Below are 16,042 nucleotides of genomic sequence, written 5' to 3'. Positions count from 1 at the left end.
ACGCCAGTCTGGCGCAGTGCACCCCGCGTCTTCGTGTTCGCGGGTGACCTGTGGAGAACCGATCAGCCCCCGAGCGCGCTGAGCCAGGCCCGACGAGCCTCGAGCGCGTCGGCCGCGGCCTTCGCCGCCTTCTTGTCGCCGGACTTCTCGGCGGCAGCGACCTCGGCCTCGAGCTTCTCGATGGCCTCGAGCAGCTGCGAGCTCATGTCGTTCGCGCGTGCCTTGGTCTCGGGGTTGTTCTTCTTCCAGTCCACGTCCTCGCGGCCCTTCAGGCCTTGCTCGATCGCGCGGAGCTTGTCGTCGAGTGCTCGTTCCTTCTCCCGCGGGAAGATCCGGCCGATCTCGTCCCACTGACGCTGGATACGCGTGAGGAGGGCGCGAGCGCGCTTGATGTTCGACTCGTCGGCGACGGCCTTGGCTTCTTCGAGAAGAGCCTCGCGGGCCTCGATCTTCGGAGCGGACTCCGCTTCTTCGGCCGCGGACTGCTCGGCGCGAGCCGCGTACAGGGCATCGCCCGCGGCCTTGAACCGCGCCCAGAGCGCGTCGTCGGCCTTGCGGCCTGCGCGACCTGCGGCCTTCCACTCATCCAGCAGCGTGCGGTAGGCGGGGATGCCGTCGGTGCCGCGCGGCGCGAGAGCCTCGGCACGCTCGACCAGACGGGTCTTCACGTCGCGGGCGCTCTTGTGCGCGTCGTCGAGCTCGGAATAGAACGCGCGGCGCTGCTTGTCGACGACCGCGCGGGCGTCACGGAACCGCTTCCAGAGCTGCTGCGAGATGCCCTTCGACAGGCGGGGACCGTTCTGCTGCTGCGCCTGCCATGCGTCGAACAGTTCACCGAGCTCGGCTGTGACCTGCTTCCACTGCACCTTGGTGAGGTCGCGCGCGGCGATGGCCTCGGCCTTCTCGACGAGCGCCGTACGCTCGGCGATCGCCTTGTCGACGAGCTCCTTGGCCTGCTGCGCCTCCTGCTCTGTCGCTTCGGACAGCGAGGAGGTCAGAGCGTTGAGCCGGTCATGGAGTCCTGCGAGGTCTCCGACGGCGGCGGCATCCGTCGCTTCGTCGATGAGGTGGGAGGCCTGCTTCGCGAGGTCGCTCGCCGACGCCCCACCCGCCTGCTTGCGCTGTTCGAGGGTGTGCACCTTGAAGGCGATGTCGTCGAACTTGCGCACGAAATAGGCGAGCGCCTCGTCGGGCGTGCCGTCGGGATACTGCCCGACGACCCGCCACGTGTCGCCTTCGCGTACCTCGACGGTGCCGTCGTCGGAGACGCGGCCCCATTCGGCAGAGGTCGACGAGGCTGCCGGGGACGGCGCGGGCGCAGCGGGAGCGACCACCGCCGGTTTGGGCGTCTTCGGCGGCATCGGCACGGCAGGCGGTGCGGGAACGGGCGGAGTCGGCTTCGAAGGCTCGGTGGCAGACACGTGATTCTCCTTGCGCGGTCGGGCCGCGGGAGGCGGAAAGGACGAGGCTCAGCCTAGTACGCCCGAGCACCACTGGTGAGGCCCCGCTGTCGCTCGTGGTCGTTACCTTTTCGTGAGGAGAACTTTCGACGGAGGAGACAGTCCTCGTCATCTCCGGGAAACACGTTCCTCCTATCGTCGCGAGCACGACAGTCTTCCGGTCGACAGGAGCAGCATGAAGGACATCACATCCCCGCCGAGAGAGATCCTCATCGTCGGAGCGGGGATGGCGGCGCACAGGTTCGTCGAGCACCTGCTCCGCGAGCCCGGCGCCGCGGTGCGGGTCACGGTGATCGGCGATGAGGGTCATGGCCCGTACGACAGATCCGCCCTGGCCGGCCTGCTCTCCGGGGCCGATGCCGCCGAACTCTCGCTCGATCGCGCCGTCTTCCGCGACGATCGCGTGCGGCTGATCCGCGATGATCGGGTGCTGCGCATCGACCCGTCCGCACGGACGGTGCGGACGCGCTCCCGGCGGACATACTCCTACGACACGCTCGTCCTCGCGACGGGGTCGTTCGCGGCGCGGGTGGCGGTCTCAGGAGCTCGGCTCCCCGGGTGCTTCGTGCTGCGAACGATCGAGGACGCGGAGTCGGTGCAGGAGTTCGTGGACTCCCGATCCCGCGCCCTCGGTCGTCCGCTGCGGGGCGTCGTGATCGGAGGTGGGCTGCACGGGCTCGAGACCGCAGTCGCGCTCGACGACGCGGGCGTCGGCACGACGATCGTGCAGTACGCGGATCAGCTCGTGCCAGCGCTGCTGGACGGAGCCGGCGCTGGCATGCTGCAGGCCGGCCTCGAGGAACGGGGCATCGCCGTCCGCACCCGAACCAGGACGACGCGCCTCGACGCGGACGACTCAGGTGCGGTCACGGCGCTCGAGTTCCAGGACGGCTCCTTCCAGCGCGCCGATGTTGTGGTCTTCACCGTCGGCGTGCGTCCGCGCGACGAACTCGCGCGCAACGCCGGGCTCGAGGTGCACCCGCACGGAGGTGTGATCATCGACGACGGGTGCGTGACATCGGATCCGCACATCCTCGCGATCGGGGAGGCCGCGTGCTTCGAGGGACGCTGCATCGATGCTGCCGCTCCCGCACGCGCCATGGCGGAGGTGGCGGCGGCGCGGCTGCTCGGGGGAGAGAGGCGCTTCCTGGGGCACGACGATCACATCCACCACACCATCGCCGGAATCGACTTCGCGAGCTTCGGCGAATCGCAGCCCCGCGCCGCAGATTCCGTCGAAGTCGTCACGCATCGTTCTCGTAGCGAGGGTGTGTACCGAAAGCTCGTGCTCAGCGACGACGCGCAGATGCTCCTCGGCGGAGTCCTCGTCGGTGACACGAGCGGTCAGGGTTCGCTCCGCCGGCTCGTCGGGGCCGCGTCTCGGGGACAGGTCGCCGCCGAGCTGTTCCGCACAGCGCATGATCGCGACGAGTCCGCCGCGGTCTGCGTCCACCTCGGTATGCCCCAGCGGGAACTCCTCGCGGCATTCCGCGGGGCGGGGCTGTTCACGTTCAGTGCCGTCGGAGTGCGATTCGGGAGGGAGCCCGCTTGTGAACGCTGCACCCTGGCTGTGGCTCGCGCGCTCATCGAGCTCGCTGAGGACTCTCCTCGGATCGTGTCCGGACGTCGGGCGGAGAGTGATCAGCCGGACGATCCTGTCCGACCGGTCGGGACGCGAGTGGTGGTGTCGTCGGCGACGGGAGGAGATCTCACGGCGGCTCATCTCATCGACATCGGGCGCATCGCGCAGGACCTCGGCCTGCGGCCGCAGATCGTCCGTGCACGGATCGAGTTGGAAGGGGTTCGTCGGGACCAGCACGCGGAGCTGCGGCATCTTCTCGGTGTCGCGGGGCTCGGATGCGCTGCCTCTTTCCCCGACGCCGGAGCGCCGTTCTCAGAGGAGGCGCCGCGGCCGACAGGCGAGCCGTCGGCGGGCTCGGGCGCCCTCGGACTGCAGCGTCACAGTCATGACTCGACCGTGACGATCGGCTGGGGAGAACGAGGTCGGAACGGCGGTGTGCTCAGTGGTTCCTCGTTCCGTGCGGAGAACCCCGCATGACGAGCGGGAGTTCGGCGGCGAGCCATGTCCTCGCGGGGTGCAGGATCATCGTTTCGGTCGACACGAGGGCGGCGGGAGGGCGCTTCCCGACGAGTCGCGCGGCCGGCACCGATGTGCTCGAACGAGCGCTCACGGGCGACGGCGCGCAGGTGATGCGCGTCCTGGCGTCGCGTGCAGACACCCCTGCTCCGGCCTTGCTGCGTCGTGCGGTGCACCGAGCGGGTTTCGGTGGCGCGGACGCCGTGCTCTTCACGGAGTCCTCCGCATCGTGGATCGAGGCGGCATCGAGCACCGGGGCGATCGAGGCGAATCGCCGACGAGCCGAAGCGGGACAGCTGCTGCTCATCGCGACCGATGAGCAGGAAGCGCGCCGACTGCAGGATGCGCGGCTCCCCGCACGATACGTCGAGCAGCCGACGCCGGCGGGACTTGCCGGCTGCGTCGTCGCGTATTACGCCGGTGGAGCGCGGTCGCTCCTCACCGAGGCCGGACGCCTCGAGGTGCGCAGCTGTGGCGTCGTGCTCGATGACCGCTTCGTTCCGCTGTCCCGCGGCGCGGCCGGACTGATGGAGGCATTGCTGCTCGCCCGCGGACGCGTGCTCTCGCGGACGGAGCTCGGGCGGCGACTTCCCGGCGGCGAGCGCAGCGGTCGTGCGGTGGAGGTCGCCGTCGCACGGTTGCGGGAGTCGTTGGGCTCGATCGACCTGGTCCAGACGGTGGTCAAGCGGGGCTATCGCCTCGCCGTGGCGGAGCGCTGAGCAGGGAAGATCCCTGAGTTGAGCGATGGACCGCTCAGACGTCTACTCCGCCGGAGGCTCCGAGATGTCGGGCGCCGGCGTCTCCGCGGGAGCTTCGGTCGGCGCCGTGGTGGGCTCGACGGTCGGTGTGGGCGTGGGCTCCGGCTCGGGCGCGGTGACCTGGGCGTGCACCACCTGACTGCCGATCGCCGCGATGACGATGAGGCTTCCGACGATGGCGGCGATCGTGTTGTCGCGGACGCGACGGCGGATCTGCCCTTCGTGCCAGCGCGTGCGCGCGGTGTGCAGACGTGCGCGCTCCGCCGACGTGCGTGCCTGTGCGTTCTTGGAACCGCGTGCGGCCATGCCCTGGATCTCCCATCCCGACGTCGCTCACGACGTCGCCTGAGAGCCTACCGGGACGGGTGGGTCGCCGAAGTGTCGGCGGCCGCCGTTAGCCTGGAGGGATGACGTCTCCTGCCGCGCTGCTCTCCGGGCAGACGCCCCTCGCCGTGCGCATGCGCCCGGTGTCGCTCGCCGAGGTGGCGGGACAGCGTCATCTGCTCCGCGCCGGCTCGCCGATCGTCGCCCTCGCCGACCCGGAGGCGAGCTCGCCGGGAGCCGTGTCGATCATTCTGTGGGGGCCGCCGGGCACCGGGAAGACGACGCTCGCGCAGGCCATCGCCCGGTCATCCGGTCGGCGGTTCGTCGAGCTCTCCGCGATCACCGCGGGTGTGAAGGACGTGCGGGAGGTGATGCAGGAGGCGATCACCCAGCGCGACCTCTACGGGCAGACCACGATCCTCTTCCTCGACGAGATCCACCGATTCACGAAGGCGCAGCAGGACGCGCTCCTCCCCGGCGTCGAGAACGGCTGGGTCATCCTGATCGCCGCGACGACCGAGAATCCGTCTTTCTCCGTCATCTCGCCGCTGCTCTCGCGGTCACTGCTGCTGACCCTCCAGCCCCTCACCGACGACGACATCGGCCTGCTGGTCGACCGGGCGGTCGCCGATGCGCGCGGGCTGAACGGCGCCGTCGTGCTGAGCGACGAGGCGCGCTCCGCTCTGGTTCGGCTCGCGTCCGGCGATGCCCGGCGCGCCCTGACGGGCCTGGAGGCGGGTGCCGCTGTGGCTCTGTCGCACGCGACCGCAGCGGCGACCGACGCCGCCACCGATGATGATGCCGGTGAAGAGACCCGTGCCACCGCGGTGCCCGAGGTCTCCGCCGACGACGTCGCACAGGCCGTCGACAAGGCGCTGCTGCGCTACGACCGGCAGGGCGACGAGCACTACGACGTGATCAGTGCCTTCATCAAGTCGATCAGAGGCTCCGACCCGGATGCGGCGCTGCACTACCTCGCGCGGATGATCGAGGCGGGGGAGGATCCGCGCTTCATCGCCCGGCGTCTCGTGATCTCGGCGTCGGAAGACGTCGGTCTGGCCGACCCGCAGGCGCTCAGCATCGCCGTCGCCGCCGCCGACGCCGTGGCCTTCATCGGGATGCCGGAGGGGAGGATCCCGCTCGCCGAGGCCACCGTGTACCTGGCGACCACCGCGAAGTCGAACGCCGCGTATGTGGGTATCGATGCCGCGATCGCCGACATCCGCGCCGGCGGCTTCGGCCGGGTGCCGCTGCACTTGCGGGACGCGCACTATCCGGGAGCCAAGCGCCTCGGCCACGGTCGCGGATACGTGTACTCGCACGACAGCGAGTTCGGCGTCGTGCCTCAGCAGTACCTTCCGGACGAGCTCGACGGGCGGCATTACTACGAGCCGAAGAACCTCGGCGCGGAGCGTGACATCGGCTCGCGCCTCGAGCGCATCCGACGCATCCTGGGTGACCGCTGATCCGTCCGATCGGTCGGTGAGTCGCGATCTGTTAGACTTGACCGGCTCGAAACCGAGTTTTCGGGCATCTCCTCGTTCACACCACACCTTGCTGGCGCCCCGGCGTGCGCTCCAAGGCAGAACGCGGACGATACGTCCGTGAGTCGCGAAAGACGCGACCACGTCATCGGAAGGACAGCTTCGTGACCACGAAGTCCCAGGACCGCCGCAAGGTGCGTCTGAGCCGTGCCCTCGGCATCCCGCTCACCCCGAAGGCCGCCCGCTACCTCGAGAAGCGTCCCTACGCTCCGGGTGAGCACGGTCGCACCAAGCGCAAGGCTGACAGCGACTACGCCGTCCGTCTGCGTGAGAAGCAGCGTCTGCGCGAGCAGTACGGCATCCGCGAGAAGCAGATGCGCAACACGTTCAACGAGGCTCGCCGCCTCGACGGCCTGACGGGTGAGAACCTGGTCGAGCTGCTCGAGATGCGCCTCGACGCGCTCGTCGTGCGTTCGGGCTTCGCCCGCACCACGGCTCAGGCTCGCCAGCTCGTCGTGCACCGCCACATCCTCGTCGACGGCCAGCTCGTCGACCGCCCGTCGTTCCGCGTGAAGCCGGGCCAGCTCATCCACGTCAAGGCCAAGAGCGAGGGCACCGAGCCCTTCCAGGTGGCAGCAGCCGGCGGTCACGCCGAGGTCCTGCCCCCCGTTCCGGGCTACCTCGAGGTCGAGCTCGACAAGCTCCAGGCCCGCCTGGTCCGTCGTCCGAAGCGCGCCGAGGTCCCCGTGACCTGTGAAGTGCAGCTCGTCGTCGAGTACTACGCGGCTCGCTGATCCAGCGAAAGAGCAATCAGGCAGGAGGCGTCGGGATTCCCGACGCCTCCTGTCGTTTCCGCATACGATGGTGACACCGCGCCTTCGCGGGTCAAGGGCAAGGATGACGACATGAAGAGCTTGCAGTGGTTCCTGATCGGTGTGATCGGCGGCTTCGTCGCGGCTCACTTCATGAACAAGGACCCGCGCGGTCATGACATCCTCGCCGAGGTCGACGCCCGGATCAACGGGTTCACCGCGATCATCGGCGACGCCTACCGCGAGCAGGAGGCACGGCTCACGGAGCCGGGCAAGAACTGAACCACCGCAGCAGCGCTCCGGCGCGGCATCTTCACGCAAGGACACCCGGCACTCTATGAAAACTGCGGAGATCGCGCAGCGTTACCTCGACTTCTTCGAGAAGAACGACCACCTCATCGTCCCCTCGGCATCCCTGGTCAGCGACGACCCGTCTCTGCTGTTCACCGTCGCCGGCATGGTCCCGATGATCCCGTACCTCACGGGGGTCGTGCCCGCTCCGCATCCGCGCATCGCGGACGTGCAGAAGTGCATCCGCACCAACGACATCGAAGAGGTCGGTCGGACCGCCCGTCACGGCACGTTCTTCCAGATGCTGGGCAACTGGTCGTTCGGCGACTACTTCAAGGAAGGCGCGATCCGCTACGCCTGGGAGCTGCTGACGTCGTCGGAGTCGGACGGCGGTCTCGGTTTCGACGAGAAGGACCTGTGGGTCACCGTCTACGAGACCGATGACGAGGCTGAGGCGATCTGGCGCGACATCATCGGGCTCAAGCCGGAGCGCATCCAGCGTCTCGGCCGTGCGGACAACTACTGGAACACCGGGCAGCCCGGACCGGGCGGTCCCGACTCGGAGATCTTCTTCGATCGCGGCCCCGCTTTTGGCAAGGACGGCGGGCCGGCCGTTGACGACACGAGGTTCCTGGAGATCTGGAACCTCGTGTTCATGCAGGATTTCATCGAGAACATCCGTGGCAAGACGGAGTTCGACATCGTCGGCGAGCTGCCGATGAAGAACATCGACACCGGCATGGGGCTCGAGCGCGTCGCGTTCCTCAAGCAGGGCGTCGACAACATGTACGAGTCGGATCAGATGCGTCCGGTGCTGGACCGCGCGATCGAGCTCTCCGGACGCCCGTACGGCGTGCAGCATGAGGATGACGTGCGCTTCCGCGTCGTCGCCGACCACGTGCGCTCCTCGCTCATGCTTCTCTCCGACGGGGTGCGCCCGTCGAACGAGGGGCGCGGGTACATTCTGCGCCGCCTGATGCGCCGCACGGTCCGCTCCATGCGACTGCTCGGCGTCGACGAGCCCGTCTTCCCCGAACTGTTCGCCGCATCGCGTGATGTGATGAAGACGACCTACCCGGAGCTCGAGAAGGACTGGTCGGTGCTCTCGGCATCCGCCTTCGCCGAGGAGGAGACCTTCCGCCGCACGCTCGTCGCCGGTTCGACCATCCTCGATCTGGCTCTGGACGAGACCAGGAAGGGCGGCGGCAAGACGCTCAGCGGACCCGAGGCGTTCCTGTTGCACGACACCTACGGATTCCCGATCGACCTCACGCTCGAGGTCGCCGAGGAGGCCGGACTCGACGTCGATCGCGCGGCCTTCGACACGCTCATGCAGGAGCAGCGTCAGCGTGCCAAGGACGACGCCCGCAACCGCAAGCGGCAGCTCGCCGACGTGTCGGTCTATCGCGAACTCCGTGCACTGGGTGAGACCGGCTTCGACGGCTATTCCGCTCTCGAGGTCGAATCCCGCGTGCTCGGACTCCTCGTCGACGGCGTCCCGGTGCGGAGCGCCGCTGAGGGACAGATCGCCGAGGTCGTCCTCGCCGAGACCACGCTGTACGCGGAGTCGGGCGGACAGGTCGCCGACAAGGGCACCATCGTCGGCCCCGGCTACGTGCTCGAGGTGCTCGACGTGCAGAAGCCTGTTCCCGGGCTGATCAGTCACACCGTCGAGGTCACCCGCGGAAGCGTGGCGGTCGACGACATCGCGACGACGGTCGTGGATGCGGCCAACCGCCGCGCCGCCCGCCAGGCGCACTCGGCCACGCACCTCGTGCACGCCGCGCTCCGCGACACGCTCGGCCCGAGCGCGACGCAGGCCGGATCGTTGAACCGCGCCGGCTACATGCGTTTCGACTTCTCCTGGTCGCAGGCGCTGTCCACCGACACGCGCAGCGAGATCGAGGAGATCACAAACCGTGCGGTGCAGGACGCCCTCGAGGTGACCACGCGGATCGTCTCGCTCGATGAGGCGAAGGAAGCCGGCGCCATGGCGCTGTTCGGCGAGAAGTACGGCGACGTCGTGCGCATGGTCGACATCGGCGGTCCCTGGTCGCGCGAGCTGTGCGCGGGCACCCATGTGAACACGAGTGCGGAGATCGGGCTGGTCAGCCTCGTCGGTGAGTCCTCCGTCGGTGCATCCAACCGTCGGATCGAGGCGCTCGTCGGTGCGGACGCCTTCCGCGAGCTGGCTGCGGAGCGGGCGATCGTGTCGCAGCTCACCAGCTCGCTCAAGACCCCGCGCGAGCAGCTTCCCGAGCGGATCGCAGATCTGACCGCGAGCTTGAAGACGGCGGAGAAGCGCATCGCGCAGTTCGAGGCGAAGGAGCGTGCGGGACGGGTTCCCGCGATCGTCGACGCCGCGACCCGCGTCGGAGCATTCCGCCTGGCTGCGCAGAACCTCGGTGAGGTGGCGTCTGCAGATGACGTGCGCGACCTCGTGAACGGCGTTCGCGAACGACTCGGATCCGATGCCGCAGTCGTCGCCCTCGGCGCGGTCGTCAACGGGCGACCGGTCGTGGTCGTGGCCACCAACGACGCGGCCCGCACGGCGGGCGCCAAGGCCGGCGCGCTCGCGAAGCGCGCCGCCGGGGTGCTCGGCGGCGGCGGCGGCGGTCGCGACGACGTCGCCCAGGGCGGCGGCGCGGATGCGGCGGCCCTTCCCGCGGCCCTCGAGGCCATCGCCCAGGAGCTGCGCGTCGCGTGAGCGGGTTCCGCCGCGGTGTGCGGCTCGGCATCGACGTCGGTCGGGCGAGGGTGGGAGTCGCGCGCTGCGATCCTGACGGAATGCTCGCCGTGCCCGTCGAGACGGTTCCCCGTGACGAGGTGTCGATCGATCGGATCGTGCAGCTCGCGGGGGAGTACGAGCCCATGGAGTTCGTCGTCGGACTCCCGGTGAACATGCAGGGTGCCGACACCCTGTCGACCACGGATGCACGCGAGTTCGCCGCCGCCCTGCAGCAGCGGAGCGGCATTCCCGTGCGACTCGTGGACGAGCGGCTCAGCACCGTCACGGCACACGCGGCCCTGCGCAGTTCCGGGAGATCTCAGAAGAAGTCTCGTAGCATTGTGGATCAGGTCGCCGCCGTGGTGCTTCTGCAGCAGGCGATCGACACGGAGAAGAGCACCGGAAACCCGGCCGGTGCCACGATCCCGCCTGACGAGGAGCACGCCTGACGATGTCCGAACGTGACAGCGCAACGCCCCCGCACGACCCCGACGCCCGCTTGGGCGACCTGTTCGAGAATCTGCCCGATCCCACGCGCCAGAGCCCGACTGTCGACAACAGCGCGCCCGCTCCCGGGTCGCGCCGCGCCGCCCGGGAAGCAGCTGCCGGCGAGGGAACCGCCACCCCGGCGCGGGGAACGGCGAGCGCTGCCGCCGAGCCGTCTCCTGTCCCGGTCCGCGCCTCGGCGGATGATGCGGTGCGATCGAATGATGCTGTGCCCTCGCCGACCCCGATTCGCGCCTCGGCGGACGCCGCGGAGACGCCGACACGCGCGATGCCCCAGGTGACTCCCGAGGGCGGGGCCGCACCCGAGCCGGTCATCGGCGGAGGACTCGACGACCTGTTCGTGCCCCACGACGACCACGTCGATGCGCGACCGAAGAAGAAGCGCCGAAAGGGATGCCTGATCGCTCTGATCATCGTCCTCGCCATCTTCGGTGGCATCGCGGCCGCCGGTGTCTGGGTGGCCAACACCTACGGAGACAAGATCAGCGACGCTCTCGGCTGGGGCGAGTCGAAGGACTGGGAACCGGGTCTCGCGACCGGGGAGGCACTCGTCACGATCAAGCAGGGCGACACCGGTTCGCCGGTCTCCACCGCCCTCTACGAGGCCGGAGTCACGAAGACCGAGGACGTCTTCTACGACTACATCGTCGAGGAGAACCTCGCCGTCACGTTCTACCCCGGCGTGTACCGCCTGCAGAAGAAGATGACGGCGGAGGCCGCACTCGAGGCTCTCAGGGACGATGCCAACAAGATGGCGAACGCCGTCTCGGTTTCCGAGGGCGGCACGATCGTCTCGTCGCTTCCCTCGATGGCGGAGACCCTCGGGCTTCCGCTGGCCGACTTCGAGGCCGCGGTGCAGGATCCGTCCGCCTACGGCGTCGATGCGCCGACTCTCGAAGGCTGGCTGTTCCCGGCGGTCTACGAGTTCGATCCCGGCGTCACCGCACCTCAGGTGATCCAGCGCATGGTCGACCGCACGCGTGAAGCACTCGACGGCGCCGGTGTTCCGGCCGAAGACGCCGAGCGGATCCTGACGATCGCCTCGATCATCCAGCGGGAGGGGCGCCTCGACGACTTCGCGAAGGTGTCGCGAGTCATCCAGAACCGCCTCGACATCGACATGAAGCTGCAGATGGATTCGACGGCGCAGTACGGATACGGATCCCTCCACGAGGGCGTCGTGTCAAGCTCGAAGGAAGCGCTCGAGGACGACAACGACTGGAACACCTACGTGCGCACCGGCTTGCCGGCGACACCGATCGCCAGCCCGAGCGACGCGGCCATCAAGGCGGCGATGGAACCCGCTGACGGACCGTGGCTGTACTTCGTCACGATCAACCTGGCCACGGGGGAGACGCAGTTCTCCGAGACCATGGCCGAGCACGAGCAGGGGATCGAGAAGTGGCGCGAGTGGTGCCGGGCGAACCCGGACGGCGGCTGCTGAGACGGTGACGCGCTCACGATTGGCGGTCTGGGGCGATCCGATCGCGCACTCCAAGTCCCCGGACCTGCATTCCGCCGCGTACCGCGTGCTCGGACTCGACTGGGAGTACGGGCGACGCCAGGTTTCCGCCGAGGATTTCGTGACGAATCTCGGCGCGCTCGACGGGACCTGGCGCGGACTCTCGCTGACCATGCCGTTGAAGGAGGAGGCGTTCCGCGCCGCCGGGAGGCATGACCGCCACGCGGAGCTCACCGGCGCCGTCAACACCCTGCTTCTGGGGGACGAGACCGCCGGATTCAACACCGACGTCGGCGGGATCATCGACGCGTTGGCCGAGGCTGATGTCGCTGCGGCCGAGACCGTTCGCATCCTCGGAGCAGGCGCGACCGCGGCATCCGCTCTCGTCGCGGCAGCCGAGATCGGGGCCTCCCGTGCGGAGGTGCGCGCCCGACGACCCGAGCGCGCCTCCGGCCTCGTCGCCCTCGGTGAGCGGCTGGGGGTCGTCGTCGAAGCCGGACCTCTCGTCGGGCCCGTCGTGGCCGTCGACCTGACGATCGCGACTCTCCCCAGCGGGACGTCGCTCCCCGAGCTGACCACCGCCGCGCTGGGCGAGAACGGCGGAGCGCTCTTCGACGCGGCTTACGCCCCGTGGCCCTCGGCTCTCGCGGCGGGCTGGGGATCCGGCGTCGTGGTCTCCGGCCTGGGGATGCTGCTGCACCAGGCCGTGCGTCAGATCCGGATCTTCCACCACGGCGACCCCGCGATCACGCTTCCGGACGAGGACGTGGTCGTGGCAGCCATGCGCGCGGCGCTCTGACCTCGAGGCCCGGACGAAACGCGGCGCGGGAGGGGCTCCAACCCGTGGGAGACTGGAGCAATGCTCCGCGTGCTCACGGCCGGCGAATCGCACGGCCCAGAACTCATCGCCGTCATGGAGGGTCTGCCCTCCGGCGTCCCTGTGTCTTCCGAAGCCATCCAGGCCGATCTCGCTCGTCGCAAGCTGGGCTACGGCCGCGGCTCGCGGATGAAGTTCGAGCAGGACGAGCTGACGATCTCCGGCGGTGTGCGCCATGGCAAGAGCCTCGGCAGCCCGATCGCCCTGCGCATCGGCAACACTGAGTGGCCGAAGTGGATCGAGGTCATGAACCCCGAGCCCGTCGAGCTCACGGACAAGTCCCGCGGGCGCAGCGCTCCTCTCACGCGTCCGCGTCCCGGCCACGCCGATCTGGTGGGCATGCAGAAGTACGACTTCGACGAGGCCCGTCCGATCCTGGAGCGTGCGAGTGCGCGTGAGACTGCCGCTCGCGTCGCACTCGGCGCGATCGCCCGGTCCTTCCTCGGCGAGCTCGGCATCCGCCTCGTCAGCCACACGCTGTCGATCGGACCGGTGCGGGTGCCCGACGGCTCGCCGCTGCCCGCACCGGATGACGTCGAGGCGCTCGACGCTGATCCGCTGCGGTGCTTCGACGCCGCGACCTCCGCGCTGATGGTGGCCGAGGTCGACGATGCGAAGAAGGACGGCGACACGCTCGGTGGCATCGTCGAGGTACTCGCCTACGGGCTGCCCCCGGGACTCGGCTCGCACGTGCACTGGGACCGACGTCTCGACGCACGCCTCGCCCAGGCGCTCATGAGCATCCAGGCGATCAAGGGCGTCGAGGTCGGCGACGGCTTCGAGACCACGCGTCGTCGCGGCTCTGCGGCCCACGACGAGCTCTTCGCGACCGCAGACGGAATCACGCGCGGGTCCGACCGTGCCGGGGGGACCGAGGGCGGCATGTCGACCGGCACCGTCCTGCGCGTACGCGCCGGGATGAAGCCGATCGCCACCGTGCCGCATGCGCTGCGCACGATCGACATCGCGACCGGAGACGACGCCACGGCCCATCACCAGCGTTCGGACGTGTGCGCAGTGCCGGCAGCCGGTGTGGTCGCCGAGGCCATGGTGGCGGTCGAACTCGCGAACGCCGTGCTGGAGAAGTTCGGCGGCGACAGCATCCGCGAGACGCGTCGCAACCTCGACGGATACCTGGCAGGCATCCCCGCCGAGCTGCGCACGACCCCCGCGTCCGAGGCGGCGCTCATCGCGCATGACGAGCGCGGCTGATCCGCTGACGCTGGTGCTGGTCGGCCCGATGGCCGCCGGCAAGACCAGCGTCGGCAGACGCGTCGCTCGCCGACTCGGCGTCGAGTTCGTCGACACCGACAAGCGCATCGTGGCTGCGCACGGACCGATACCGAGCATCTTCGCCGACCACGGGGAGCCGCATTTCCGAGACCTCGAGCGTCGTGCCGTGGCCGACGCGATCTCCGAAGGCGGAGTGATCTCGCTCGGAGGAGGCGCTGTCACGGATGCGGTGACCCGCGAGCTGCTGCGGGGTCACTCGGTCGTGTTCCTGACGGTGAGCGCCGAAGCGGTGGCGGACAGGCTCCGCGGCAGCAACCGCCCGCTGCTCTCGGGTGAGGATCCTATCGAGCGCTGGAAGAGGATCTTCGACGAGCGTCGCGGCTGGTACGCGGAGGTCGCCTCGGCGACGTTCGACACGTCGCGGCGACCGATGCAGAAGATCGCCGACGAGATCGTGGCATGGAAGAGAGAACAGCGATGAGCACGACGAGCATCAGCGTCACCGGGAACGACCCCTACGACATCACGATCGGACGCGGAGTCCTGGATCGGGTCTCGGCCGCCCTCGCACCGGGTGTGCGTAAGATCCTGGTGGTGCATCCGCCGACGCTCGCGGCTCGCGCCGCAGACCTGCGCGACAGGCTCCTCGCCGACACCGCGGAGGGGCCGCGTGAGGTGCTGCTGGCGGAGATTCCGGACGCCGAGCAGGGCAAGCGCATCGAGGTCGCAGCCTTCTGCTGGCAGGTCATGGGACAGGCCGACTTCACCCGCAGCGATGCGGTGGTCGGATACGGCGGGGGAGCAGTGACCGACCTCGCAGGGTTCGTCGCCGCCACCTGGCTCCGCGGAGTACAGCTGATCCAGGTCCCGACCACGGTCCTGGGTCTGGTCGATGCCTCTGTCGGCGGTAAGACCGGCGTCAACACCGCGGAGGGGAAGAACCTCGTGGGCGCGTTCTGGGCGCCGAGTGCCGTGATCGGCGATCTCGACGAGCTCGCGAGCCTCAGCCCGAACGAGGCGACCGCCGGGTTCGCTGAGGTCGTCAAGGCCGGATTCATCTGGGCGCCGGAGATCCTCGACATCATCGAGGCAGATCCCGCGCGTGCGGTCGACACGACGACGGATGAGTTCCGTCGCACCGTCGAACTCGCGATCGACATGAAGGCGAAGGTCGTGTCCGATGACTTCCGCGAGGCCGGGCTTCGCGAGATCCTCAACTACGGACACACGCTCGGGCACGCGATCGAGCACGCCGAGCGGTACCGCTGGCGCCACGGCGCGGCGATCTCCGTCGGCATGCTGTACGCCGCCGAGCTCTCGCGACTCGCGGGCCGGTTGTCGGATTCCGCCGCTGAACGCCACCGCACGATCCTGGAGTCGCTGGGTCTTCCCACGTCCTACCGGGGTGGCGCGTGGCCGCAGCTGCTCGCCACGATGCAGCGGGACAAGAAGAGTCGTGGCGGGATGCTGCGTTTCATCCTGCTCGACGACATCGCGAAGCCCACGGTGCTGCAGGCACCGGACGAATCGCTGATGTTCGCCGCGTACCAGGAGGTCGGGGCGTGAGCCGCCGCATCCTGTTGGTGAACGGGCCGAATCTGAACCTCCTCGGCACCCGAGAGCCGGAGGTCTACGGCACCGCGACGCTCGCCGACGTGGAGCGGGTCACGGCCCGGGCCGCCGCCCTCGAGGGGCTCGAGGTGCGCGCGGTGCAGAGCAATCACGAGGGCGTCCTGATCGATGCGATACATGCCGCGCGCGAAGACTGCGTGGGCATCGTGATCAACCCGGGGGGTCTCACCCACACCTCCGTCGTGCTCCGTGACGCGCTCACGGGAGTGTCACTGCCGTTCGCCGAGGTGCACATCTCCGACGTCTACGCGCGCGAGGAGTTCCGCCACCACTCGTACCTGCACGACGTCGCTGCCGTGCGGGTCGTCGGGCGTGGCGTCGAAGGGTACGCGGACGCCGTGCGGGAGCTCAACGCCCACCTCTGAACGCGGACCGC

Annotated in this window: 15 protein-coding genes; 13 read left to right on the top strand and 2 right to left on the bottom strand. The window is 69.2% G+C overall.

All coding sequences use genetic code 11. The features are described 5' to 3' along the window. Positions 1-62: 62 nt before the first annotated feature. Positions 63-1,421, bottom strand: a complete 1,359-nt coding sequence (locus CQ045_RS03625; RefSeq protein ID WP_181156426.1) for a DUF349 domain-containing protein — start codon at positions 1,419-1,421, stop codon at positions 63-65. Between the two features lie 214 nt (positions 1,422-1,635). On the opposite strand from CQ045_RS03625, the gene CQ045_RS03620 reads away from it, so the two are divergent. After that, positions 1,636-3,519, top strand: coding sequence for an NAD(P)/FAD-dependent oxidoreductase (locus CQ045_RS03620; RefSeq protein ID WP_105721281.1), 1,884 nt, complete (start codon positions 1,636-1,638; stop codon positions 3,517-3,519). Continuing rightward, on the top strand, positions 3,516-4,277 hold the full coding sequence (locus tag CQ045_RS03615; protein ID WP_105721280.1) for a winged helix-turn-helix domain-containing protein: 762 nt from the start codon (positions 3,516-3,518) through the stop codon (positions 4,275-4,277). The genes CQ045_RS03620 and CQ045_RS03615 overlap by 4 nt, the downstream gene beginning before the upstream one ends. 42 nt (positions 4,278-4,319) lie before the next feature. On the opposite strand, the gene CQ045_RS03610 is transcribed toward CQ045_RS03615, so the two are convergent. After that, positions 4,320-4,622 carry a hypothetical protein gene (locus CQ045_RS03610; RefSeq protein ID WP_105721279.1) on the bottom strand — a complete coding sequence of 101 codons (303 nt, stop codon included), beginning with the start codon at positions 4,620-4,622 and terminating at the stop codon, positions 4,320-4,322. A 101-nt stretch (positions 4,623-4,723) separates the two neighbouring features. On the opposite strand from CQ045_RS03610, the gene CQ045_RS03605 reads away from it, so the two are divergent. The 11 genes from CQ045_RS03605 to aroQ all read left to right on the top strand — a co-directional run bounded on the left by CQ045_RS03605 (position 4,724) and on the right by aroQ (position 16,031). Continuing rightward, positions 4,724-6,106 (top strand): replication-associated recombination protein A, encoded by a 1,383-nt coding sequence (locus CQ045_RS03605; RefSeq protein WP_105721278.1) that lies wholly within the window; start codon positions 4,724-4,726, stop codon positions 6,104-6,106. A 182-nt stretch (positions 6,107-6,288) separates the two neighbouring features. Next, positions 6,289-6,918, top strand: a complete 630-nt coding sequence (rpsD, locus tag CQ045_RS03600) for a 30S ribosomal protein S4 (protein ID WP_105721277.1) — start codon at positions 6,289-6,291, stop codon at positions 6,916-6,918. 111 nt (positions 6,919-7,029) lie between these two features. Then, positions 7,030-7,218, top strand: coding sequence for a hypothetical protein (locus CQ045_RS03595; RefSeq protein ID WP_105721276.1), 189 nt, complete (start codon positions 7,030-7,032; stop codon positions 7,216-7,218). A 55-nt stretch (positions 7,219-7,273) separates the two neighbouring features. Further along, positions 7,274-9,934, top strand: coding sequence for an alanine--tRNA ligase (gene alaS, locus CQ045_RS03590; protein WP_105721275.1), 2,661 nt, complete (start codon positions 7,274-7,276; stop codon positions 9,932-9,934). After that, positions 9,931-10,404: a Holliday junction resolvase RuvX gene (gene ruvX / locus CQ045_RS03585; protein WP_105721274.1), complete on the top strand. Its 474-nt coding sequence runs from the start codon at positions 9,931-9,933 to the stop codon at positions 10,402-10,404. The genes alaS and ruvX overlap by 4 nt, the downstream gene beginning before the upstream one ends. 2 nt (positions 10,405-10,406) lie before the next feature. Next, positions 10,407-11,906, top strand: coding sequence for an endolytic transglycosylase MltG (mltG, locus tag CQ045_RS03580; protein WP_105721273.1), 1,500 nt, complete (start codon positions 10,407-10,409; stop codon positions 11,904-11,906). Positions 11,907-11,910: 4 nt separating this feature from the next. Then, a complete protein-coding gene (locus tag CQ045_RS03575; protein WP_105721272.1) occupies positions 11,911-12,723 on the top strand; it encodes a shikimate dehydrogenase in 813 nt (270 codons plus the stop codon). A 60-nt stretch (positions 12,724-12,783) separates the two neighbouring features. Next, positions 12,784-14,013 carry a chorismate synthase gene (gene aroC / locus CQ045_RS03570; protein ID WP_105721271.1) on the top strand — a complete coding sequence of 410 codons (1,230 nt, stop codon included), beginning with the start codon at positions 12,784-12,786 and terminating at the stop codon, positions 14,011-14,013. Continuing rightward, complete coding sequence (locus CQ045_RS03565; protein WP_105721270.1) at positions 13,997-14,515, top strand: shikimate kinase; 519 nt, start codon at positions 13,997-13,999, stop codon at positions 14,513-14,515. The genes aroC and CQ045_RS03565 overlap by 17 nt, the downstream gene beginning before the upstream one ends. Beyond that, positions 14,512-15,600: a 3-dehydroquinate synthase gene (aroB, locus tag CQ045_RS03560; RefSeq protein ID WP_105721269.1), complete on the top strand. Its 1,089-nt coding sequence runs from the start codon at positions 14,512-14,514 to the stop codon at positions 15,598-15,600. The genes CQ045_RS03565 and aroB overlap by 4 nt, the downstream gene beginning before the upstream one ends. Continuing rightward, the gene (gene aroQ / locus CQ045_RS03555; RefSeq protein WP_105721268.1) at positions 15,597-16,031 is read left to right on the top strand and encodes a type II 3-dehydroquinate dehydratase; all 435 of its coding nucleotides are present in this window, start codon (positions 15,597-15,599) and stop codon (positions 16,029-16,031) included. Before aroB ends, aroQ begins: the two co-directional genes overlap by 4 nt. The last annotated feature ends 11 nt before the right edge of the window (positions 16,032-16,042 follow it).

Origin of the sequence: Microbacterium sp. MYb66 (genome assembly GCF_002979435.1) — a bacterium.
Taxonomy (GTDB): domain Bacteria; phylum Actinomycetota; class Actinomycetes; order Actinomycetales; family Microbacteriaceae; genus Microbacterium.
Note: the sequence above shows the minus strand (reverse complement) of the source record. Positions and strands in the feature narration are given on the sequence as shown.